The organism is Pseudomonas fluorescens (assembly GCF_018614655.1).
Lineage (GTDB): Bacteria > Pseudomonadota > Gammaproteobacteria > Pseudomonadales > Pseudomonadaceae > Aquipseudomonas > Aquipseudomonas fluorescens_BX.
Genome location: NZ_JAGGOG010000022.1, coordinates 10239 through 33782, shown reverse-complemented (window position 1 = coordinate 33782; position 23544 = coordinate 10239). Strand labels below are relative to the sequence as shown.

Genomic DNA, 23544 nt, shown 5'->3' with positions numbered 1-23544 from the left:
TGGCCAAATAGTGGCAATCGCCGGATGATCTGTCAAATACTTGACTGAATTTGCGGTATTTGCCTCCTTACGACATAGGCTACTCTCTGAGCGACAGTTTGTTGACTTATTTGGGGCTGTGCTCAGATTTATCGAGAATAAGTGATGGCTTTTTGGAGTGTAGGAACAAATAGGAGGATTTTCCTATCGGCCAGGAAATCCTTTTTTTTGACAGGGATGTAGGACGAGAGACGTTCTAGCCTTCGATAGGGTGCTGGGGGCGATTCGGGGGCGTATCCAGTTAATTTTTTGTTTTTTTTCGCAAAGCCTGATTAATTCACGGGCTTTTTCCTGTTGATGATTTGAGCACGATCGACTGCAGCACCTTTGTTGTTTTTGCAGGATCCTCACAGTCGACATGAGAGATCGCTCCCCAAGAGGAACGATCCCGTCAGCCTCAACCCAACCGCGCTGCCGCCCGCGCTACGATCGCCCCGCGTGTCTTGCGCGACTCAACCGTGCGTTTGTTGGCCTCCTCCAGTACATAGGCCGGTGCGGTGTCTGGCCGGCCGGCGTTGAACGGCGGTGCAGGGGCATATTCCAACTGCAGTTGCACCAGTTGTGCCGCCGCCTCGCTGTGCAGCTCTGCCGCCAGGGTCAGGGCAAAATCAATCCCGGCTGTGATCCCGCCCCCAGTAAACAGATTGCCATCGCGGACCACGCGCTCCTGCACCGGGATAGCACCCAAGGCGGACAGCATGTCGTGGTAGGCCCAATGGGTCGTCGCCCGGCGCCCCTTCAGCAGGCCCGCCGCGCCGAGTACCAGCGAGCCGGTACACACCGAGGTTACGTAACGCGCGGTATGGGACTGTGTATTGAGGAAGTCCAGGGTCTGCGGATCCTCCATCAAGGCTCCGACCCCCGAGCCACCGGGTACGCAAATCACATCCAGCAGCGGGCATTCATCAAAGGTCATGGTCGGAGTGAACACCAGGCCGGTGCTGGAGGTGACCGGCAGCAGGTCTTTCCAGATCAGATGGACCTTCACGTCCGGCAAGGACGCCAGCACATCGTAGGGCCCGGTCAGGTCCAGTTGCTGGATGCCGGGGAACAACAAAAAGCCGATCTGCAAGGTCATGTGAAACTCCGGGGATGGGGATAGACGAGTCAACTGTAGTGGCCTAACCTTTGGCGAATACGCCATTCATCCCACGAATCACGCCAATCATGCCGAAAATCATCCATGTGCTCGCCTTCCCCAATGTGCAAGTGCTCGACGTCACCGGGCCGCTGCAAGTGTTTGCCTCGGCCAATGACCTGGTGCGCCAGCAAGGGTTGCCAGTGCCTTATGCGATCAATGTGATCGCCGCGCAGGTGGAGCCGGTGATGACCTCCGCTGGCCTGGCGCTGGTGGCCGAACCGTTGCCTGCGGCTGATGCACCGTGTGACACCCTGGTCATTGCCGGTGGCTGGGGTGTGTACGGTGCGGCCGACGATCCAGCGCTGGTGGATTGGGTTCGGCGCAAGGCCGCACATTCGCGACGGATGACCTCGGTCTGCACCGGTGCTTTCCTGCTGGCCGCCAGTGGCCTGTTGGACGGTTGCCGCGTGGTGACCCACTGGACTCGCTGTGAGGAGTTGGCGCACAAATACCCCAAGCTTACGGTTGAGGCCAATCCGATCTTTATCCAGCAGGGCTCGCTATGGACGTCGGCCGGGGTCACCGCCGGCATCGATTTGTGCCTGGCCCTGGTGGAACAGGACCTGGGGCGGGCCACGGCGCTGGAAGTGGCGCGGCACCTGGTGGTGTTTCTCAAGCGCCCTGGAGGGCAATCGCAATTCAGCGTGACGTTGTCCCTGCAAAAGGGCGGCAACCGCTTCGCTGAGTTGCACGCCTGGATTGCCGAACATTTGAACCTGGACCTGAATATCTCGACCCTGGCCGCGCAGGTGGGCATGAGTGAGCGCAGTTTTGTGCGCCACTACCGTGCTGAAACCGGCCAGACCCCGGCGCGGGCAGTGGAGTTGATACGGGTGGAAACGGCGCGCCGGCAACTGGCCGACAGCGCCGTCTCGATCAAAAGGGTTGCCGTGCACTGTGGCTTTGGCTGCGAAGAAACCATGCGTCGCAGTTTTCTAAGGGCGTTATCGGTGACGCCCCAGGCCTATCGCGAGCGGTTTTCAGCGTCTGTCGAGTAATTCAAATACCGCCTCAAGCGTCGCCTGCGGCGCTTCCTGGGGAATATTGTGGCCAACACCTGCCAGTACCTGGCGCCGATAAAACCCGGTGAAGCATCCCAGGTCTTCATCCTCCTCCGGTGCCGGTCCCACGCCATCGTCAGCACCGCACAACGAAATGCTCGGTACCGAAATGGGCGGCGGCTGCACCAGTGCCTGCTCAATCGCCTCCAGTGCCGGATCGCCAGGGGCGTACATGAAACGATGGCGATAAGAGTGAATCACCACCTCGACAAAATCCGGATTATCAAACGAAGGCGCCGTCTTGCCGTACAGGCTCGGTCCTTCCGCCCAGGACGGCGACCACAGCGCCCACAACCGTTCACACAGCTCGCGACGGTGGGCAGTCAAACCGTCCACGCCTCGTTGGGTGTGAAAGTAGTATTGGTACCACAACCGATGTTCAGTGATGGGCGCTCGTGGCTGGATGGACTTGGCAATGTCCTGAATGTTGTAGCCATCGCCGGTCACCAGGCCGCGTACCCGCTCGGGCCACAAGGCGGCGACGATACAGGCCGCACGTCCACCCCAGTCATAACCCGCCAGTGTCGCCTGAGGGATGGTCAGGGCATCCATGAAGTCCAGCAGGTCTTTGGCCAGCGCCGCCTGTTGGCCGGAGCGCATTACCTCTGCGTTGATAAACCGCGTCGGGCCATAGCCTCGCAGGTACGGCACCAACACCCGACAACCACGGGCGGCCAACACGGGTGCAATCGCGTCATAGCCTCGGGGATCGTAGGGAAAGCCGTGCAGCAGAATCACCACGTCACCGTCGATCGGACCGTGGGCTTCATAGGCCATGTCGAGCATCGTGGTGCGCACGCAGTGCAGTGGGGCGGTTGTGGTCATGTGGGCTCCGATCAAACTGTGTACATCCAAGCCTTCAGCGAGGGACATGTTTAGTGTTGGGGCGGGTCTCAGGGTTGCCAGACGGTTTTTTCGCCACTCAATTTACGGTCAAGAAAGGTCGCCGCACTGATCAACGCCAGGTGACTCAGCGCTTGGGGCGTATTGCCCAGATGTCGCGCCTGGCTGTCGAACTCTTCGGCATACAACCCCAAAGGATTGGCATAGCGCAGCAACTGTTCAAACTCCAGGTGCGCCTTTTCCACCTGCCCGGCCCGGGCCAGGCATTCGACGTACCAAAACGAACAGGCCGCAAATGCGCCTTCGGTGCCTTGCAGGCCATCGATCTGGCTGTCGTTGCGGTAGCGGTAGACCATACCGTCGCGCACCAGGCTTTTCTGGATTGCTTCGAGGGTCGACAACCAGCGTGGATCGGTGGCGGCAACGAAGCGGACCAAGGGCATCAGCAGCATCGAACCGTCGAGGGCAGTGCTGCCGATGTACTGCACAAAATGCCCGCGTTCTTCGTTCCAGAAGTTGCTCCAGATGTCCTGGTAAATGGCCTGGCGTGTTTCGTCCCAGCGGGCGAACGGCGCCGGCAGCGAGCGTTTGGAGGCCAGGCGAATGGCACGGTCCAGGGCCACCCAGCACATCAGTCGCGAATGCAGGAAGTGATGCTGCTCACCGCGCATCTCCCAGATGCCGACGTCTTGTAGATTCCAGGTTTCGCACACCTGATCCACCACTTCAACCGTGTGCTTCCAGCCTTCATGGGAGATGGCTTCGCCGTACTTATTGACCAGGTACACCGCGTCCATCAGCTCGCCGAAGATGTCCAGTTGCACCTGGCTGTAGGCTTCATTGCCGATACGCACCGGCTGCGCGCCGCCGTGTCCGCTGAGGTGAGTGAGTTCGGTTTCCGGCAATTCCTGGCGACCGTCGATGCCGTACAGGATATTGAGTTTCATCGGCTGGCCATGGCAGTCGCTGACTCGCCCTTTCAACCAGCGCATGTAGTTGTTGGCTTCCTCGACAAAGCCCAGGCGCATGAAGGCGTAGACGGTAAATGAGGCGTCGCGCACCCAGGTGTAGCGGTAGTCCCAGTTGCGCTCGCCGCCCGGGGTTTCCGGCAGGCCGAAGGTGGCGGCGGCGAGAATCGCGCCGTGTTTGCGCGAGGTCAACAGCTTCAAGGCCAGGGCCGAACGATTGACCATTTCCCGCCAGCGTCCACGGTAGTTGGACTGGGCTATCCAGCCGCGCCAGAACTTCAGCGTGCGCTCCAGGTACAGGTCGGTATTGTTGCTGTTGACCCGGGGATCTTCGAGGGCACCGAGGACAAACTCGGCGCCCTGACCCTGTTCCAGAGTAAAACGTGTGACCGCAGCTTCGCCGTCGAGCTGCAGGTCATGGCTGCTGGCCAGGCGCAGGCCGGGTTGATCAGTTGCTTCAAAACAGGCATCGCCGTTGTTGAGGGTGACGCCGGTCTGGGCACGTGCGTAGTCGTGGCGCACCGCGCACCGCAGGTGAATCGTCGCTTTACCACTGACCACACGCACGCGGCGGATCAACAGCGGTAAATCGTCGACTTCGTCGCTGATGGTCAGCAGGTCGGTGATCTCCACTACGGCCTCATCACCCAGCCAGCGGGTTTGCAGGACGTTGGTGTCCGGCAGGTAGATTTGCTCGCGGCGGGCGTCGGGCAGGTCGGGGGTGAGTTGGAAAATTCCAGCGGCGGGGGAGTCCAGCAATGAGCAAAAGATCGACGGGCTGTCGAACTCAGGCCAGCAAAAAAAATCGATGCTGCCCCGGTCGTTGATCAGTGCTGCACTGCGCATGTCGCCGATGATGCCGTGGGCATCGATGGCGCTTTGTGGTTCGCTCTTCAGATCAACCATTGTCACGAAGCTCCTAGTAAGAGCCTTGGGGATAAAGACTCATGCCACCCTCGAAAACAGGGTGCTGCCCACTTCATAGCTGCAGGCGTCACTACTCTCTGTAGATACCGTCTTGCGCGTCACCAAGCAAGCGCCATGTCAGGTCCTGCATTTGGCGGTTGTCGCCGCTGCCGAGGTACGAGGCTGCGATAAGGGCCGAAGGACCTTCGGCGGTTTCAGAAGACCGGCGACTGCTGCGCAGCCGATCGCAGGCTACGCCAGCGGCTACAGAGTTCAGGGGATCCAGGAACTGAGGGCCATTTGCTGCTCCAGCGAGATGCGCATCGTCTCCCCAACCTTTATCAGCGTGTTCAGTTAGCTGACTGGCTGTGCGCGTTGGAAGTTCACCGGTTGTCTGAAATGCGACGATGGCTGTCTATATCTATCGTTTTCGCCACCGGGCTTTTCGCTAGAATCAACGCCTGAGTGACGTGAGAGCTTCCCATGACGATCCCCTCCCGGCCCAGGCCTTGGCTTGAGGCCTATGCCGACAACTACCATAACGATGACAGGGTGCACCTTCATTGCCACGCCCAGGCGCAGTTGATTCATGCGGTCTCGGGTGTGATGGTGGTCGGCACCGCCCAGGGCAGTTGGCTGGTACCGTCCGGCCATGCGTTGTGGGTCCCCGCCGCAATACCCCATGAGATCCGCATGGCGGGTGAGGTGCATATGCGCACGCTGTTCCTGATGCCCGAGGCCGAACCGGGGCTGGGCAGGAATTGCCAGGTGATCGAAGTGTCGGCGCTGCTGCGGGAGTTGATTGTCGCGGCCACTTTGATTGCAGACCAAAGCGGGCCGCGTCTGCCCGCCATGATCGAATTGATCCGCCTGGAGCTGCTCGTCGCACCGGTGGTGGCGATGCATGTGCCGGTCCCCGGTGAGGCGCGGTTAGCCAAACTGTGCACTCATTTTATTGGCAACCCTTCCGATGACAGCAGCCTGGAGTCCTGGGCCGACTCGCTGAACATGAGCGCCCGGACCCTGAGCCGAATCTTCCAGCGTGAACTGGGCATGAGCTTCGGTGAATGGCGCAAACGCGCGCGGCTGGCCTTGAGCTTGAAGCTGCTGGCCCAAGGGGCGTCGATTCTGGAGGTGGCCCTGGAGCATGGGTATCAGAGCCCGAGTGCGTTCAGTGCGATGTTTCGCCGGTCGCTGGGCTGTCCGCCGAGTCATTTTCGGCCAGGCGCCTCGCCGCAGGGCATGACGTTGCGTTAAGCAAACATATTGTCCATTTGGCGACGATACATGGCCTTGACGCGGGCGAATCCGCTAAGGCCGCGACCTAATCTTCAAGGCTCCTTCTTGAGCGAGCCTTGTGATGCCGATCCGTGTGTTTTTCCTACCGACCTGCGTGCTGATGACGCTCGTGCTGACCGGTTGCAGCGGCACGTCCGGCGAGCCGTCGATGCTGATCGCGGCGCAACCGGCATCGCGGCTATTCCAGGAGTCGACTGCACCGTTGCCCGCTCGCTGGTGGCAGCTTTATCGCGACCCGCAGCTCGATGCCTTGGTGGAGCGAGCCCTGCGCAATAACAAAGACCTTGAGGCGGCGGCAGCCCATGTCGATGTGCTGCTGGCGCGGCTGGAGCAGGTGGACGGCGAGCATCAGCCGTCCACGTCACTGGGTTACGGTTTGGACTATGGTCGCAGTCACGATGATCAGACGTTGGCCCAGGCGACCCATCAGTCTGCTGATGGCCAGTGGAACCATTCACCAGCGTTCGCTGTGAATTACACCTTGGACCTGTGGGGCGAGGTGCGTTACCGCATGGCTGTAGCCCGGGCCGACGCCGAAGCGGCGCGTGCCCTTGAAGACGAGTTGCGGGTAACCGTGGCCGCACAGACGGCCCGTGCCTATGCCCAGGCCTGTGTTTATGGGTTGCAAGGTCAGGTGCAGGCACATTCGGTGCGGTTGCTGGAGCGCAGTGTCGAGATCACCGGAAAATTGCAGAAGGCTGGCGCGGCAACCGATCTGGATGAGGTGCGCCTGAAGGGCTTGCTGGAGGAAACCCGCGCGCCGTTGCCGATGTTCGCCGCGAAACAGAAGAACGCCTTGTACGAACTGGCGGTACTCAGCGGCCTGCCACCGGGGCAGGTTGCCACGCAAAGTTGTGCCCATGGCCCGCACTTACAGGCACCGTTGCCGGTCGGCGATGGCTGGGCGTTGTTGCAACGCCGGGCTGATATCCGCCGTGCCGAACAGAGGTTGCAGTCTGCCACGTTGTCCATTGGCGTAGCACGCGCCGAGCTGTACCCCCGTGTCACCTTCGGGGCGATGCTTGGGTCCTCCGCCAGTAGCCTGGGCAAACTGGGCGGCGGCGATGCCGTGGTGTATTCCGTTGGCCCGCTGGTGTCCTGGCGTTTCCCCAATCGCCAGGTTGCCCAGGCGCGGGTCAAACAGCATCAGGCCCAGGCACGCCAGGCCCTGGCGCAATTTGACGGCACGGTGCTCACCGCCTTGAAGCAAGTCGAGCAGGCCCTGGCGTTGTACCAGGGCGAGCAGCAGCGTCGCCAGGCGCTGGAGGCAGCACTTAACAACAGTCGCCAAGCCCATCAACTGGCCAGCCGCAGTTATCGGGCCGGGGGGCTGGACGCCCTGCAACTGCTGGACAGCGAGCGTAACTTCGTCAGCCTTCAGGCCAGCCTGGCCCAGTCCGACTTGCGTTTGATCAACCGCCAGATCGACGTTTTCCAGGCGCTGGGCGGTGGCTGGCAACGTGCGGAACAACCTATTGCCGACCTTGGAGCAAAACCATGAATCAGGCTGTTGAACCCTCCACCCTCAATCCGGTGTTGAACCAGACTTTCACCCAACGTTACCGGCGCCCGTTATTGATCAGTGCGTCCCTGGCTGCGTTGTTGGGGTTGGGAGTATTTGCCGGGTATTGGTGGAACCTGGGGCGGTTCCTGGAGGAAACCGACGATGCCTATGTACGCGCCGATTGGGTCGCGATCAGCCCGCGGATTGCCGGTTATGTCGCCCAGGTGCTGGTGGAAGACAATCAGCCAGTCAAGGCGGGGGACTTGCTGGTGCGCATTGATCAGCGTGACTTCACCGAGCGCCTGAACAGTGCCCAGGCGCAGTTGCAGCAAGCGCAAGCGGCGGCGAATGCGCAGCAGGCCACCTTGCAAACCCTGGACGCACGGATGAGTGAGCAGCAACAACGCATCACCCAGGTCCAGGCGGCCCTGGGCAGTGTCGAGGCCGAGGCTCGACGGGCGCAGTTGGACTATGCGCGTTATCGCGAACTGGTGGCGCAACACGTCGCCACCGCCCAGCGCCTGGAGACGGTCAGCGCAAGCCAGGTCCAGGCGCAAGCGGCCGTTGCCGTGGCCCGTGCTCAGGTCGCCCGGCAACAAGCCCAGTTGCAGGTGCTGCAAGCCAGCCGCCAGCAGGCGCACGCACACATCACCGAGCATCACGCCAGGATCGGCGAAGCCCAGGCCAATCTGGCCCTGGCGCGCAATGCCTTGAGCGATACGGAAATCCGCGCGCCCTTCGACGGCATCGTCGGGCAGCGCAAGGTGCGTCGCCAGCAATACGTCATGCCCGGCCTGCCGTTATTGGCGGTGGTGCCGGTGGATCAGGCTTATGTGATCGCCAACTACAAGGAGACCCAATTGCAGCGCATGCTGCCCGGGCAATCTGTGGAGATCGAAGTGGACAGCTTCAGCGGCCAGTACTGGCACGGTCAGGTGGAAAGTATCGCCCCAGGTTCCGGTGCGGTGTTTGCGCTATTGCCGCCGGATAACGCCACGGGCAACTTCACCAAGGTTGTGCAGCGTTTTCCGGTGAAGATTCGCCTGATGCCGGAGGGGGGCGAGCGGTCCCGGATCTTGCCGGGCATGTCGGTGATCGCTACCGTCGATACGCGTCCAGGCGCCAGGCAGGAGCATGCGCATGGAGGCTGATACACGCTCATCCAAGGTCTCGTTGCGTGCCTGGGTCGCGGTGATCGGTGGTCTGTTCGGCTGCTTCATGGCTGGCATGAACGTACACGTCACCAGCGCCGCCTTGCCGGAAATCGAAGGAGCCCTGGGCGCGACGTTCGAGGAAGGTTCATGGATTTCCACGGCTTACCTGGTGGCGGAAATCATCATGATTCCGCTCACGGCATGGCTGGTCCGGGTGTTCTCCCTGCGTCGGGTGATGTTGGTGGGCTCGGGGGTGTTTCTGGTGGCGTCGATGGCCTGTTCATTGGCGCCGAACCTGACGACCATGATCATCATCCGGGTAATTCAGGGGGCGGCGGGGGCGGTGTTGATTCCACTGTCGTTCCAACTGATCATCACCGAGCTGCCGGCGAGCAAGATTCCCCTCGGCATGGCGCTGTTCAGCCTGGCCAACAGCGTGGCCCAGGCCGCCGGGCCATCCATGGGTGGCTGGTTGACCGACGCCTATTCATGGCGCTGGATTTTCTACCTGCAACTGTTCCCTGGTATTGCGCTGCTGGCGGCGGTGGCCTGGTCTATCGATCGCCAACCGATGAACCTGGGGCTGCTGCGCCAGGGTGATTGGCTGGGCATCGCCTGCATGGTGCTGGGCCTGGGTGCGTTGCAGATCGTGTTGGAGGAGGGCGGTCGAAAAGACTGGTTTGGCTCAAGCTTTATTATCTGGATGACGGTGTTGGCGGTGCTTGGACTGGTGGGGTTTATTGGTCGTCAATTGTGGGGCGCGCACGCATTTATCAACCTGCGGCTGCTGGGGCACTACAACTTTGGTGTGGCCAGTGTGGCGATGTTTATCTTCGGTGCCAGCACCTATGGGCTGGTGTTTCTGGTACCCAATTACCTGGCGCAGTTGCAGGGCTACAACGCTCGGGAGATTGGCATCAGTTTGATTGCCTATGGCTTGGTGCAATTGGTCCTGGCGCCATTTCTGCCCCGGTTGATGAAGTGGCTCAGCGCCAAACTGCTGGTCGCGTCGGGTTTTGCAATCATGGCCCTGGGTTGCTGGATGGGGGCGCATCTGTCGGCGGACAGCGCGAGCAACGTCATTGTCCCGTCCATTGTGGTGCGGGGGATTGGCCAGCCCTTGATCATGGTGGCCTTGTCGGTACTGGCAGTGCATGGATTGGCCAAGGCCGAAGCGGGTTCGGCGTCAGCGGTGTTTTCGATGTTGCGTAACCTGGGCGGGGCCGTGGGCACGGCATTGCTGGCGCAACTGGTGGTGGTGCGTGAGCGTATACATTCGGCGCGCATCGGCGAATCGGTGACGGTGTTTGAGCCTGCGCTGCAACAACGCTTTCCGGGTAACGGCATGCTGGATGAGCAACTGCCGGATCATCAGATGGTGCTGAACCTGTTGGATCAGGGGATTCGCCATCAGGCATTTTTGATGGCCTACAGCGATGCGTTTTTTCTGGCGTGCGTGGCGCTGGCCGCATGTGCGGTGGCGGCGCTGATGTTGCGGCGTACTTGAGGGGTGCGGGTCAGGGGGTCTGAAACCATATGTGGTAAAACGCTTCTCGGATCAGACAAGGCAACGGCCGATCACCGGCGAAGCCTATTGAGTAGAGACGTTTAAATAATGGCAAACCCTTACGCCGAACTGTTCCAGGCGCCAGGTTCCCGGGCGTTTGTATTGGCTGGCATGCTCGCCCGCATGCCCATCTCCATGACCGGTATCGGCTTGATCACCATGCTGTCGCAAGTCCATGGAGGTTATGGGTTGGCCGGTGCCGTGGCCGCTACCTTTGCCCTGGCCACCGCATTTTGTGCGCCTCAGGTTTCGCGACTGGTGGACCGTTATGGTCAGGGCCGTGTGTTGCCGATAGCGGCTTCGATTGGCGGTGGCGCGCTGTTGCTGCTGTTGCTCTGCACTCGCTTGCAGGCACCAAGCTGGACCCTGTTCATTTTCGCCGCTTTGGCCGGGTGCATACCCAATATGTCGGCCATGGTGCGGGCGCGCTGGACTGAGCTGTACCGCGGTCATCCCAAATTGCAGACGGCTTTTGCCCTGGAGTCAGTGCTGGACGAGGTGTGTTTCATCCTTGGCCCGCCGCTGTCGGTGGGTTTGTGCGTGGTGCTGTTTCCCGAAGCGGGGCCGTTGATTGCGGCGTTGTTGTTGGCGGTGGGTGTCACTGCTTTTGTCCTGCAAAGACAGACCGAGCCACCCGTTCACGAATACCACGCCCATCATGGCCAGTGGCTGATTGCCTCACCTTCGGTGCTGACGCTGATGATCCTGCTGACCGCCATGGGCACGATTGTGGGTGTGGTGGATGTGGTCAGCGTCGCGTTCGCCCAGCACCAGGGCCAGCCGGCTGCCGCCAGTATTGTGTTGTCGGTGTACGCCATTGGCTCATGCCTGGCGGGGTTGGCATTTGGTGCCCTCAAACTGAAAACGCCATTGCCTCGGCAGTTCCTGTACTGCGGCGTGGCCACAGCCCTGACCACGCTGCCGCTGTTGCTGGTGGTGAATATTCCGGGCCTGTCAGTGGCCGTCTTCGTATCAGGGCTGTTCTTCGCTCCAACCCTGATCGTCGCCATGGCCTTGGTGGAGCGAGTGGTTCCTCCCAGTCGCTTGACTGAAGGCATGACCTGGTTGATCACCGGTTTGAGCATCGGCGTGGCGATTGGCGCGGCCAGCTCCGGATGGATGATCGACCGATTCGGCGCACCCAGTGGATTCTGGGTGGCGTTGGTGGCTGGGGCGGTGGTGCTGGGAGCCGCAGTGTTGGGGTATCGGCGGTTGGGGTGATCAGCCCGTCACGACGGCACCGTGATGCTGCAGGAACTCGTTCAGCGCCTGCCGCGTCAGGTCGTTCAGCGTCACTTTCTGTCGGGTCGCCGCCAAGGCTGCGGCCAAATGCAGGTCATGGCCGACCCGAACGTTGAACGAGCCCTTGCAAGGCTTTTCGGGTGTTTGGCCGAGGGTGTGGCAAGTATCGAGGTAGTCGTCCACCGCATCGCGAAAGGCGGCTTCCAATTCGGCGACGGTTTTGCCTTCGTAGCTGACCAGAGCCTTGATGAATAGAAGTTTTCCGAACAGGCAATTATCTTCGATGCTCGCTTCGATCGAGCCGATATAGCCATTGTGTTTCAACTGGTTGTTCACTGAATCAGGTCTCCTGATTTCAATTGTTCGATGATCTGGCGCCGAATGTAGTGTTTCAGCTCGTTGCCGGGATGCGGTTTGTGCAGGGTGATCATTGCACTCGGATCGCCCTTGTCGAACTTGACGCGGCTTCCGGCCCCTTCGATTTGTGTGTAGCCCAGCCGACGCAACAGCGTGATGAGTTCAGTCCAGGTAAAGGCCATTTGCTCATTGAGCAGTTTGGCCAGCAGCTTTTCATTTTTCGACACGGCGATCCTTGCCTGTAACTAAATGTAGTTGCACTGTATGTGGTTCGTCAATGATAGGTCTGCGTCGTCAGGCTTTCCGAACTTTGATGTAACCCCTGATGACATCTCCCGCAGCGCCTGTGCCTGGCTCTTCTCCCTTCAAAAACCCCGCTAATTTTTCCCGCCTGGATTCGTTTTATAGGGACGACGTGCCTTTGTGCTTCCTGCCTATTGCTCCGGATCCCAAGAAATGAACGCTGAAGACTCCCTGAAACTTGTTCGCCGGTTTATCGGGTTGCCCCTGGAAAAACGCCAGATGTTTCTCCAGGCGCTGCAAAAGGAAGGGATAGACTTCTCCCGTTTTCCGATCCCGGCGGGTGTGGCGGTCGATGACCGTCAGGCGTTGTCCTACGCCCAGCAGCGGATGTGGTTTCTTTGGCAACTGGACCCGCAAAGCGGCGCCTACAACCTGCCCAGTGCGGTGCGCCTCACGGGACGCCTGAATGAGTCGGCCATGGAGCAGGCCTTTGCCGGGCTGATCGAACGTCATGAAACCCTGCGCACGGTGTTCGTCCAGGACGCCGACGATCAGCCCCGGCAGGTGCCTGTAGCACAAGCGCTGCACATCACTCGTGCAGATATTTCGACTCTGGAGCCCGTTGACCGGGAAGCCTGGGTACAGGCTGAAGCCGAGCGCGTGGCGCTGGAGCCTTTCGATCTGAGCCAGGGGCCACTGCTGCGGGTGCAGTTGATCAAGCTGGCCGAGCAGGAGCACGTGTTGCTGCTGACCTTGCACCATATCGTCTCCGATGGCTGGTCCATGGGGGTGCTGATCGAGGAGTTCACGCGGTTTTACGGTGCGGCCGACGCCGGCCAGGTCGCCGACCTGCCAGCGTTGCCGATCCAATACAGCGATTACGCCCTGTGGCAGCGGCGCTGGCTGGAGGCCGGCGAGCAACAGCGCCAACTCGACTATTGGCGTGAAGCCCTGGGTAATGAACATCCGGTGCTTAACCTGCCCACTGATCACCCGCGTCCCGCACGCCCCAGCCAACGAGGCGCCCGCCATGAGTGGGTGATTGCCCCAGCCCTGGCCGACGGCTTGCGTCAGAGCGCCCGCCAGCAGGAAGTCACCCTGTTCATGTTGCTGCTGGGGGCGTTCGGCACCTTGCTGCACCGCTACAGCGGGCAGGCCGATATCCGCATCGGCGTGCCGATTGCCAATCGCAACCGCAGTGAAATCGAAGGCCTGATCGGTTTCTTCGTCAATACCCAGGTGCTGCGCATTCAGTTCGACTCCCAGACCCCGGGCGATCAGTTGATGCGGCAGGTAAAAGCCGCTGCACTGGGCGCCCAAGCCCATCAAGACTTGCCGTTCGAGCAACTGGTCGAAGGCCTGAACCTGGCCCGGGACGCCAGCCATCACCCGCTGTTCCAGGTGATGTACAACCACCAGCCGCAGGTGGCCGATCTGCAGACCCTGGCGGTCAGCTCCGACTTGCAGTTGAGTGCCGTGGAGTGGTCCAGCCGCACCACGCGTTTTGACCTGACCCTCGATACCTTCGAACGCGGCGGGCAGTTGTGTGCGGCGTTTACCTACGCCAGCGATCTGTTCGCCCCGCACACCATCGAGCGCATGGCCGAGCATTGGCAAACCTTGCTTGGCGCCCTGGTCCAGACCCCCAAGGCTCGCGTAGGCGACCTGCCGCTGCTGGCCGACGACCAGGTTCAGCAAGCGCTGGTGCAATGGAACAATACCCGCGCCGAACGTGATCCGACGTTGTGCATTCATCATTTGATCGAGCACCAGGCAGCCGCCAAGCCTGACATGACGGCGCTGGTGTTCGCCGGCCAGTCCTTGACCTACCAGCAACTCAACCAACAGGCCAATCGCCTGGCACACCGACTGATCGCCCTGGGTGTCGGCGCCGATGTGCCGGTGGGGATCGCCGTCGAGCGCTCCCTGGACATGATTGTCGGCATGCTGGCCATTCTGAAAGCGGGCGGGGCTTACGTACCGCTGGATCCGGACTTCCCGGCTCAACGCCTGGTACACATGGCCGAGGACAGCGGCATTCATCTGCTCGTGACCCAGTCTGGCCTGGTCAATCGATTGCCTGCCCTCGCCGGTGTCCAGCACTTGCTGATCGACCCATACGATGAGCAACCTGTCAGCAACCCGGATGTGGCCCTCGATCCCGATCACCTGGCCTACGTGATCTACACCTCCGGTTCCACCGGCAAGGCCAAGGGTGTGACCCTCAGCCACCGCTCGCTGGTCAACTACGTGCAAGGCATCCTGCACACCCTGCCGCTGGCCAATGCCCGCAGCATGGCCGTGGTCTCGACCTTGTCCGCCGACCTTGGCCACACCACCTTGTTCGGCGCCTTGTGTTCCGGCTGCACCTTGCATGTGTTGGGCCTGGACCTGACCCTGGATGCCGAGCGCTTTGGCGCCTATATGGCCGAGCAGCAGATCGACGTGCTGAAGATCGTGCCATCCCATCTGGAAGCGCTGCTCAGTGATGACCCGCATGCCAGCGGACTGCCGCGCCAATGCCTGATCATGGGCGGCGAAGCGGCATCACCGGCATTGCTGGCGCGGATTCGCGCCCTTGGCGATGGCTGCCGGGTGATCAACCACTACGGGCCGACCGAGACCACCGTGGGCGTGCTGACCACCGCGAACGAAGCGCCCACGCCGTCAGCGTTGCCGCTGGGGCGTCCGCTGCCCAACACCACTGCGTACATTCTGGAAGACGGCCTGCAACCGGCGATGGTCGGTGCCTCTGCCGAGCTGTACCTGGGCGGCGCGGGCCTCGCTCGCGGCTACCTGGGGCGCGCGGCCATGACCGCCGAGCGTTTTGTGCCGCATCCATTCGGCTCAACCGGTGAACGCTTGTATCGCACCGGCGACCTGGCCCGTTATCGGGCTGACGGCAGTATCGAATTCAAGGGCCGGGTCGACCATCAGGTCAAGGTCCGTGGTTATCGGATCGAGTTGGGTGAAATCAATGGTTGCCTGCGTCAGCACCCTGGTGTTCGCGAAGCCGTCACTCTGATAGCTGACGCAGCGAACAACCCGCATATCGTCGCCTACGTGGTGCTCAAGGACGGCTGCAACAGCGACGACCTGCGCTTGGCCCTGGGCCACGAACTGCCGGACTACATGGTGCCCGCCGTGTTCGTCAGTCTCGACGCGTTGCCGCTGACTCTCAATGGCAAGCTCGACTTGCAGGCCCTGGCAGCCTTGCAACAGGACTTGCCACAAGTGGTGCATCAGGCGCCGGTGACTGACCTGCAAAAGCGCCTCGCCACGGTGTGGGCTCAGGTGTTGAAAACCGATCAGGTCGGCCTGCAAGACAACTTCTTTACCCTTGGTGGCCATTCCCTGCTGGCCACGCAAATCATCTCCCGGACCCGGCGCGTCTTGGGCGCCGACGTTGCCTTGCGCACGGTGTTTGAAACGGCCACCTTCGGCGAGTTCTGCACGGCGGTGGAGCAGGGCGACCTATCCAGTACACGCCCGGCGATCACCCGCTTGACCCACCAGCAACCCCGACTGGCCTCGTTTGCCCAACAGCGTCAGTGGCTGTTCTGGACCCTGCAACCCGACAGCGTTGCCTACCACACGCCGATCATCGTCAAGCTGCAAGGCGAGCTGGATCACACGGCCCTGGAGCAGACATTCGCTGCGTTGACCGCCCGCCATGAAGCCTTCCGCACGCGCTTTGTACTGGACGGCGATGTGTTGTGCCAGCACGTCGATGCGGTGTCCCGCGTCACCGTGCAATGGCAAGTACTTGAGGGGCCGGTCGAGCAGGCAGTGATGGCCGAGACCCAGGCGCTTTTCGATCTGGCCGAAGGGCCGCTGATGCGGGTCAAGGTGTTCCAGCTCCAAACGCAGCAGCACCTGCTGGTGGTGACCCTGCATCACATCATTTCCGATGGCGCCTCCATGGGTGTACTCGGCCGTGAATTCGCCGCCCTGTACGCAGCCTTTCAGGCACGCCAACCGCTGGAACTGCCGGCTCTTGCAGTGCAATACGCCGATTACGCCCAGTGGCAACGCGACTGGTTGGGGGGCGGTGAAATGCAGCGCCAACTGGACTACTGGCGCGGGCAGCTTGGCACTGAACATCCGCTGCTGGAACTGGCCACCGACCATCCCCGTCGCGATGGCCAGGGCTACCGTGAAGGGCGGGTGGATTTCACCCTTGATCCTGTATTGGCCTCCGGCGTGCGCGCCCTGGCCCAGCGCAGCCAACTCACCCTGTTCCAGCTCTTCGTCGCCTCGTTCGGCCTGCTGTTGCAGCGCTACTCGGGCAGCGATGACCTGCGTATCGGCGTGCCGGTCAGCAACCGCAACGCCCAGGAGCTGGAAGGGGTGGTGGGCTTCTTCGTCAACACCCTGGTGCTGCGCCTGCAACCCGAGCCGCAGCTGTCGGTGTTGGCGATGCTACAGCAGGTCAAGGCCACCGCACTGGCGGCCCAGGCCCATCAGGATCTGCCGTTCGACAAGCTGGTGGAAGCCCTCAATCCGCAACGCAGCCTGCAACACAACCCGCTGTTCCAGGTGATGTACAACCACCTCAATACCGTCGGTGCCGCTGACGCCGACAGCCTGCCAGGCCTGCGCGCCGAAGAGGTGGTGCTGGAAGGTGGTATGGCCCAGTTCGACCTGACGCTGGAAACCCTGGAAACCGATCACGGTATCCAGGCGGCGTTCATCTACGCTGCTGACCTGTTCGATGCCTCTACCTTGCAAACCCTGGCGGGTCACTGGCGTCAGCTATTGGCGGCGATGGTTGCCGATCCGCAGCAAGCCATTGGCCAACTGGCCGTGCAAACGGACGAGGAACAGCGTGCTCTCATCAGCCAGGGTCAGGGGCCAGAAGGCGAGTACGCCAGCGTCATTCGTCTGTTTGAACAGCAGGTCAGCCGGGCGCCCGATGCGATTGCGCTGATTGCCGGTGATCAACGTCTGAGCTACCGCCAACTGGACGCCCGTGCCAATCATCTGGCCCAGCGCTTGCTCGATGCGGGCGTCACCGCCGAGATGCCGGTGGGCCTCGCGTTGCCGCGCACCCCCGAACTGGTGGTGGGCCTGCTGGCGATCTTCAAGGCCGGTGCGGCCTTTGTCCCGCTGGACCTGCAATACCCCGCAGAACGCCTGGCCTACATGATCGAAGACAGCGGCATCGCGGTGCTGTTGACCCAGGCTTCAGTGGTTGAGCAATTGCCAGCCGTCGACGGTGTACGCACCATGCTGTTGGAGGGTGCGCACGAGCAAGCAACCGCGCCCGCCCTGAACGGCCTGCGTGGCGAAGGGCTTGCCTACGTCATCTACACCTCCGGTTCCACCGGCCAACCCAAGGGCGTCGGCATCGAGCATGCAGCCCTGGCCATGCATTGTCGGGCGGCGGGCGAGCGTTACGCAGTGACCCGCGACGATTGTCAGTTGCAGTTCGCGTCCATCAGCTTCGACGCGGCGGCCGAACAGATTTTCATGCCGCTGATCCACGGCGCCAGTCTGGTGCTGGGAGAGGTCGGCCAATGGTCCTTCGAGCAACTGTTGACGCAGATTCGTCAGCATCGCATCAGCATCCTCGACCTGCCGCCGAGCTATTTGAATGCCATGGCCCAGCACGCTGATCCGGCAGAGGCGGGTGTGGATGTTCGTGTGTGCATCCTCGGTGGTGAGGCGTGGGGTGCGGGCCAGTTGGCGGCGTTGAAGGTTATCCGTGCCGCGCAACTGTTCAACGCCTACGGCCCGACCGAGGCGGTGATCAGTCCGTTGATCTGGGCCGCTGATGAGCAGCGTCTGGCACAGGGCACTTATGCCGCCATCGGCATGCCTGTCGGTGCGCGCTCGGCCTGTGTATTGGATGGCAATCTCAACCTGCGGCCGAATAATGTGGTCGGCGAGTTGTACATCGGTGGCGAAGGTTTGGCGCGGGGTTATCTGGGCCGCCCAGGCCAGACGGCCCAGCAGTTTGTCCCGGACCCGTTCAGCGCCAGCGGTGCCCGGTTGTACCGCACGGGTGACCTGGCTCGCCGTGATGCCGCTGGGATGTTCGACTATGTCGGGCGCGTCGACCATCAAGTGAAGATTCGTGGTTTCCGTGTCGAATTGGGCGAAATCGAGGCGCGCTTGCTGGCGTTGCCACAGGTGCATGAAGCCGTGGTCCAGACCTCGGTTACCCGGCAGTTGGTGGCGTATGTGGTGTTGGACCATGAGTCAGCTCTGGACGTAATCAAGACCCAACTCGGCGCCAGCCTGCCGGACTACATGCAGCCGTCCCACTGGGTGCTGCTGGACGCGCTGCCATTGCTGCCCAGCGGGAAACTGGATCGCAAGGCTCTGCCGGAACCTCATATCAGCCAGGCTGAAGACCAGTACCTGGCGCCGCAGAACGCCATGGAGCAACAACTCGCCGAGATCTGGGCGCAAGTACTCAAGCTCGACCGGGTGGGTGTGCAAGACAATTTCTTCGACCTGGGCGGCGACTCGATTATCTCGATCCAGGTGGTGAGCCGGGCACGACAGGCGGGGATTCATTTCAAACCCAAGGACCTGTTCCAGCACCAGACGGTGCAAGGTGTTGCCCGTGTCGCGGTACTGGGCGACAGCGTGCAGCGTATTGATCAGAGTGCCGTCCGCGGTGACCAGCCACTGTTACCGGTGCAGCAGGTATTTTTTGAAGAGGTGCGCAGCCAGCGTCAGCACTGGAACCAATCGGTGATGCTGCTGTGCCGCCAGCCTCTGGAGCGGCAGCGCCTCGAACAAGCCTTGCAGGCGCTGATCAGCCACCACGATGCGTTGCGCCTGGCCTTTGTTGAAGGCGACGGCTGGCAAGCGCATTACCCCGAGCGAGATCCGCAGCCGACCATCCTCTGGCAGGCCGAAGGCTGCACGCAACAGGGCTGGCAAGCCTTGTGCGACAAGGCCCAGCGCAGCCTCGACCTGGCCCACGGGCCGCTGGTACGTGGGGTGTTGGCAACGCTGGCTGACGGGCAGCAGAAGTTATTCCTGGCAATTCATCACCTGGTGGTGGATGGCATGTCCTGGCGCATTCTGTTTGAAGACTTGCAAGCGGCCTATCGCCAATTGGTTGAAGGCAAGTCCGTGCAACTGCCCCTCAAGACCAGTGCCTTGCAGAGCTGGGGCCAGCAGTTAGCGCTCTATGGTGCGAGCCCCGCGTTGCAGGCTGAATTGCCGTTCTGGCAGACCCAGCAAGCCACAGGTGAACAGACACTACCCGGCGCTAATCTGGCCGGCGGACAGCTCAATCGTCATGCCGTCACCGTGCACAGTCGCCTGGACAAAACCTTGACCCGCCGCCTGTTGCAGGACGCGCCGGCTGCGTACCGCACCCAGGTCAACGACCTGCTGCTCACCGCTCTGGCACAGGTGATGTGTCGTTGGACTGGCCGCGACAGCACAGTGATTCAACTGGAAGGCCACGGCCGCCAGGAGTTGTTCGACGGCATCGACCTGACCCGCACCGTAGGTTGGTTCACCAGCCTGTTCCCCGTGCGCCTGACCCCGGCGGATCAGCTCGGCAGCTCACTCAAATCCATCAAGGAACAACTGCGCGCCGTGCCCAACAAGGGCATTGGCTACGGCGTGCTGCGCTACCTCGGAGACGATGCTTGTCGCGCAGCGCTGCACCGTGCGCCGACGGCTCCCGTCACGTTCAATTACCTGGGCCAGTTCGACGCCAGCTTTGATGATGATCAGGCGTTGTTCGTCCCGGCCAGTGAAAGTGCCGGCGCAGACCAGAACGATGAAGCGCCTCTGGGCAGCTTGCTGACCCTCAACGGCCAGGTCTACGACGGTGAACTGAGCCTGGGCTGGACTTTCAGTGGCCAGGTATTCGATGAGGCCGTGATTACCGGTCTGGCTGACGAGTACAGCGCCATTCTGGAGGCGCTGGTCGAGCATTGCTGCGAAGCCGGTGTGGTCGGATTGACGCCTTCCGATGTACCACTGGCCGGTTTGACTCAGGCGCAGCTTGATGGCCTGGGATTGCCATTGGCCGAGCTGGATGATCTGTATCCGCTGTCGCCGATGCAGCAAGGCATGTTGTTCCATTCCCTGTACCAGCAGGACGGTGGCGACTACATCAATCAGATGCGTGTTGCGGTGCACGGCCTGGACGTGGCGCGTTTCAAGGCGGCCTGGCAGGCGACAGTGCAGGCTCATGACATTCTGCGTTCCGGCTTTATCTGGCAGAGCGAACTGGGGCGACCGTTGCAATGGGTCCACCGGCACCCGGCGCTGCCATTTGCAGAGCATGACTGGCGTGGTCGTAAGGATGTGACATCGGCCTTGGAAGCCTTGGCGCTTAGCGAACGCCTGCAAGGTTTCGAACTGGCCGAGGCGCCGCTGTTGCGTCTGGTGCTGGTGCAAACCGGCGATGATGCCTGGCACTTTATCTATTCCAACCACCATATCCTGATGGACGGCTGGAGCTATTCGCGGTTGTTGGGTGAGGTCTTGCAGCGTTATCACGGCCAGGCCGTGGCGGCGCCCGCTGGGCGTTATCGCGACTATATCGGTTGGTTGCAGGCCCAGGACGGCGCCCTCAGCGAGCAATTCTGGCAGCAACAACTGGTGGTGCTGGAGGAGCCGAGTCGACTGGCTCCGGCCGTGTCGGCGTTCGGCAATCTCGACACCACCGTCAGTCGCGCAGCGCATATGCGTCAGTTGGATGCGATTGCCAGCGATCACCTGGCTGCCTTTGCCCGTGGCCAGAAAGTCACGGTCAACACCCTGGTGCAGGCGGCGTGGTTGCTGCTGTTGCAGCGTTACACCGGGCAAAACGCTGTGGCGTTCGGTGCGACCCAGGCCGGACGGCCGGCGCAGGTGCCGGGTGCCGAGCAACAGATCGGTCTGTTCATCAATACGCTGCCGATCATCGCTGAACCGGCGGCGCAACTGACCGTCGGCCAGTGGCTGCAACAGGTGCAAACCCTCAACCTGGCGGTCCGCGAACATGAACACATGCCGCTGTTTGAAATCCAGCGTCTTGCAGGTTCAGGCGGTGAAGCGCTGTTCGACACGCTGCTGGTGTTCGAAAACTACCCGGTAGCGGAGGCCCTGCAACAAAGCGCTGCCACCGGGCTGACCTTCGGTGAAGTACTCAGCCACGAACAAACCCACTATCCACTGGCGCTGGCCGTGGAGGCGGGGGAGACGCTGATCCTCAACTTCGACTACGCCACCGCGCAGTTCAGTGCCCAGGCCATCGAGCGTTTGGCAGCGCACTTGCTCAACGTGCTGGCGCAACTGGTACAAAGCCCGGATACCCGCCTGGGTGGTATCGCGTTGATGAACGCCGCGCAAGAAGCGGCGACAGTGGCAGCCGGTTCGGCGGCCAGCAGCGTTCCGGCGCTGTTGGTGCACCAGCGCATTGCGCAGATTGCTCGCCAGACACCCACGCACGGGGCAGTGGTTCAGGGCGAACGCAGCCTGGACTTTGCCAGCCTCGACCGCCAGGCTAACCAACTGGCCCACGCCCTGATTGCCTTGGGTGTCGGTCCGGAAGTGCGCGTTGCAGTGGCCTTGCCCCGCAGTGAACACCTGCTTGTGGCATTGCTCGCTGTGCTCAAGGCCGGTGGTGCCTACGTGCCGCTGGACATCACTCATCCGGCGGAGCGCCTGGCCTACCTGATGAGCGATTGCGCGGCGGCGCTGGTGCTGACGGACTCAACCTTGACCGCACAGATGACCCTGGCCACTCAAGCCCGTGTCGTCGAAATCGACCGTCTGGACTTGGTACCCTGGCCGCAAACCGAGCCGCTGGTAGCACTGCACCCGGACAACCTGGCCTATGTGATCTACACCTCCGGATCCACCGGCCAGCCCAAAGGTGTGGTGGTGACCCACGGCCCGCTGGCGATGCATTGCGCCAGCATCGGCGAGCGCTACGGCATGACCCCGGCCGATTGCGAGTTGCTGTTCATGTCGTTCGCCTTTGACGGTGCCCATGAGCGCTGGCTGACCACCTTGACCCACGGCGGCCGCGTGCTGCTGCGGGACGAAGAACTGTGGACGCCGGAGCAAACCTTCGATGCCCTGCACCGTCACGGCGTGACCGTCGCAGCGTTCCCGCCGGTGTACCTGCAACACCTGGCCGAACACGCGCAAAAGGTCGGTAATCCGCCGCCGGTGCGCATCTACTGTTTTGGCGGTGATGCAGTGCCTCAAGCCAGTTTTGAACTGGCTCGGCGCGCCCTTAAGCCGCAGTTCATCATCAACGGTTACGGGCCGACGGAGACGGTGGTTACGCCGCTGATCTGGAAGGCTGGCAGCGCTGATCATTGCGAGGCGGCCTATGCGCCAATCGGGACGCGCATCGGCGAGCGCAGCCTGCAAATACGTGACCTGGAACTCAATCTTCTGCCCAATGGCCTCTGCGGCGAGCTGTACCTGGGCGGCTACGGTGTGGCCCGTGGTTACCTGAACCGGCCGGCCATGACCGCCGAACGCTTTGTGCCGGATCCGGCCAGTGACAATGGCGCACGCCTGTATCGCTCCGGCGACCTGGTACGCCAGCGCGAGAGTGGTGTGATCGACTGCCTGGGCCGCATCGATCATCAAGTGAAGATTCGTGGTTTCCGTATCGAGCTGGGTGAAGTGGAGGCACGGCTCAAGGACCAGGCCTCGGTGCGTGATGCACTGGTGGTGGCCCAGGACAGCGCCCACGGCAAGGTATTGGTGGCCTATCTGGTGGCCGAGCCGTTTGTACAAGTGCCCAAGGAACTGGGCAAAACCCTCAAGGTCGCTCTGGAAAGCGTGTTGCCGGGCTACATGGTGCCGTCGCAGTGGGTGCTGCTGGAGCGTTTCCCGCTCAACCCCAACGGCAAGATCGACCGCAAGGCCTTGCCGTTGCCCGAGGCCATGGCCGCCACCCATTACAGCGCGCCGGTGGGGGAGTTGGAGCAACAGGTCGCCGCTATCTGGGCCGACATCCTCAAGCTTACGCGCGTGGGTCGCGAAGATGCGTTCTTCGAGCTGGGCGGCCACTCGCTGATGGCCACGCAAGTGGTGATGCGCCTGCGCCAACAATTGCAGGTAGATGTGCCACTGAAGCTGCTGTTTGAAACCCGGGACCTGGCCGACTTCTGTGAACAGGTGGCGCTGTTGCAGGCTGGCGGCGGCGACCTGATGGATGAGTTGACTAAATCGTTGGGGGATCTCACACGTCTATCAGCTGAAGAGCTTGAGAAACTGATTTCCTAACGAGGG

12 protein-coding genes are annotated in these 23544 nt (G+C 61.7%); 7 read left to right on the top strand and 5 right to left on the bottom strand.

All coding sequences use genetic code 11. The annotated features are described in order from the left end of the window. Positions 1 to 436 precede the first annotated feature (436 nt). On the bottom strand, positions 437 to 1117 hold the full coding sequence (gene inhA / locus J7E41_RS22105; RefSeq protein WP_214996227.1) for an isonitrile hydratase: 681 nt from the start codon (positions 1115 to 1117) through the stop codon (positions 437 to 439). A gap of 89 nt (positions 1118 to 1206) precedes the next feature. Here inhA and J7E41_RS22100 point away from each other — a divergent pair, with 89 nt between their 5' ends. Beyond that, entirely contained in the window at positions 1207 to 2178 is a 972-nt protein-coding gene (locus tag J7E41_RS22100) for a GlxA family transcriptional regulator (protein WP_214996225.1), read from the top strand. Here the strand turns inward: J7E41_RS22100 and J7E41_RS22095 are convergent. Together J7E41_RS22095 and J7E41_RS22090 are read right to left on the bottom strand one after the other, a co-directional pair. Beyond that, a complete protein-coding gene (locus tag J7E41_RS22095; protein ID WP_214996223.1) occupies positions 2161 to 3066 on the bottom strand; it encodes an alpha/beta fold hydrolase in 906 nt (301 codons plus the stop codon). The two genes, J7E41_RS22100 and J7E41_RS22095, sit on opposite strands and share 18 nt — an antisense overlap. 68 nt (positions 3067 to 3134) lie before the next feature. After that, positions 3135 to 4958: a glycoside hydrolase family 15 protein gene (locus J7E41_RS22090; RefSeq protein ID WP_214996221.1), complete on the bottom strand. Its 1824-nt coding sequence runs from the start codon at positions 4956 to 4958 to the stop codon at positions 3135 to 3137. A 483-nt stretch (positions 4959 to 5441) separates the two neighbouring features. On the opposite strand from J7E41_RS22090, the gene J7E41_RS22085 reads away from it, so the two are divergent. The 5 genes from J7E41_RS22085 (at position 5442) to J7E41_RS22065 (ending at position 11703) form a co-directional block, all read left to right on the top strand. Beyond that, a complete protein-coding gene (locus tag J7E41_RS22085) occupies positions 5442 to 6215 on the top strand; it encodes an AraC family transcriptional regulator (protein ID WP_214996220.1) in 774 nt (257 codons plus the stop codon). 103 nt (positions 6216 to 6318) lie between these two features. Further along, positions 6319 to 7758, top strand: coding sequence for an efflux transporter outer membrane subunit (locus J7E41_RS22080; protein WP_214996219.1), 1440 nt, complete (start codon positions 6319 to 6321; stop codon positions 7756 to 7758). Then, on the top strand, positions 7755 to 8912 hold the full coding sequence (locus J7E41_RS22075; protein ID WP_214996218.1) for an HlyD family secretion protein: 1158 nt from the start codon (positions 7755 to 7757) through the stop codon (positions 8910 to 8912). The genes J7E41_RS22080 and J7E41_RS22075 overlap by 4 nt, the downstream gene beginning before the upstream one ends. After that, positions 8902 to 10422, top strand: coding sequence for an MDR family MFS transporter (locus tag J7E41_RS22070; RefSeq protein WP_214996217.1), 1521 nt, complete (start codon positions 8902 to 8904; stop codon positions 10420 to 10422). The genes J7E41_RS22075 and J7E41_RS22070 overlap by 11 nt, the downstream gene beginning before the upstream one ends. Positions 10423 to 10530: 108 nt before the next feature. Next, positions 10531 to 11703 (top strand): MFS transporter, encoded by a 1173-nt coding sequence (locus J7E41_RS22065; protein WP_214996216.1) that lies wholly within the window; start codon positions 10531 to 10533, stop codon positions 11701 to 11703. Here the strand turns inward: J7E41_RS22065 and J7E41_RS22060 are convergent, their stop codons facing one another. Together J7E41_RS22060 and J7E41_RS22055 are read right to left on the bottom strand one after the other, a co-directional pair. Then, entirely contained in the window at positions 11704 to 12060 is a 357-nt protein-coding gene (locus tag J7E41_RS22060) for a type II toxin-antitoxin system HicB family antitoxin (RefSeq protein WP_214996215.1), read from the bottom strand. Next, positions 12057 to 12308, bottom strand: a complete 252-nt coding sequence (locus J7E41_RS22055; RefSeq protein WP_214996214.1) for a type II toxin-antitoxin system HicA family toxin — start codon at positions 12306 to 12308, stop codon at positions 12057 to 12059. The genes J7E41_RS22060 and J7E41_RS22055 overlap by 4 nt, the downstream gene beginning before the upstream one ends. Before the next feature lie 229 nt (positions 12309 to 12537). Between J7E41_RS22055 and J7E41_RS22050 the strand changes: the two genes are divergently transcribed. Continuing rightward, positions 12538 to 23538 carry a non-ribosomal peptide synthetase gene (locus tag J7E41_RS22050; RefSeq protein WP_214996213.1) on the top strand — a complete coding sequence of 3667 codons (11001 nt, stop codon included), beginning with the start codon at positions 12538 to 12540 and terminating at the stop codon, positions 23536 to 23538. Positions 23539 to 23544: the final 6 nt, after the last annotated feature.

What these genes read in the sequence shown, in the direction of transcription:
- inhA (WP_214996227.1), bottom strand. Translation starts at nt 1,117, where the DNA reads ATGACCTTGCAGATCGGCTTTTTGTTGTTCCCCGGCATCCAGCAACTG.
- J7E41_RS22100 (WP_214996225.1), top strand. Translation starts at nt 1,207, where the DNA reads ATGCCGAAAATCATCCATGTGCTCGCCTTCCCCAATGTGCAAGTGCTC.
- J7E41_RS22095 (WP_214996223.1), bottom strand. Translation starts at nt 3,066, where the DNA reads ATGACCACAACCGCCCCACTGCACTGCGTGCGCACCACGATGCTCGAC.
- J7E41_RS22090 (WP_214996221.1), bottom strand. Translation starts at nt 4,958, where the DNA reads ATGGTTGATCTGAAGAGCGAACCACAAAGCGCCATCGATGCCCACGGC.
- J7E41_RS22085 (WP_214996220.1), top strand. Translation starts at nt 5,442, where the DNA reads ATGACGATCCCCTCCCGGCCCAGGCCTTGGCTTGAGGCCTATGCCGAC.
- J7E41_RS22080 (WP_214996219.1), top strand. Translation starts at nt 6,319, where the DNA reads ATGCCGATCCGTGTGTTTTTCCTACCGACCTGCGTGCTGATGACGCTC.
- J7E41_RS22075 (WP_214996218.1), top strand. Translation starts at nt 7,755, where the DNA reads ATGAATCAGGCTGTTGAACCCTCCACCCTCAATCCGGTGTTGAACCAG.
- J7E41_RS22070 (WP_214996217.1), top strand. Translation starts at nt 8,902, where the DNA reads ATGGAGGCTGATACACGCTCATCCAAGGTCTCGTTGCGTGCCTGGGTC.
- J7E41_RS22065 (WP_214996216.1), top strand. Translation starts at nt 10,531, where the DNA reads ATGGCAAACCCTTACGCCGAACTGTTCCAGGCGCCAGGTTCCCGGGCG.
- J7E41_RS22050 (WP_214996213.1), top strand. Translation starts at nt 12,538, where the DNA reads ATGAACGCTGAAGACTCCCTGAAACTTGTTCGCCGGTTTATCGGGTTG.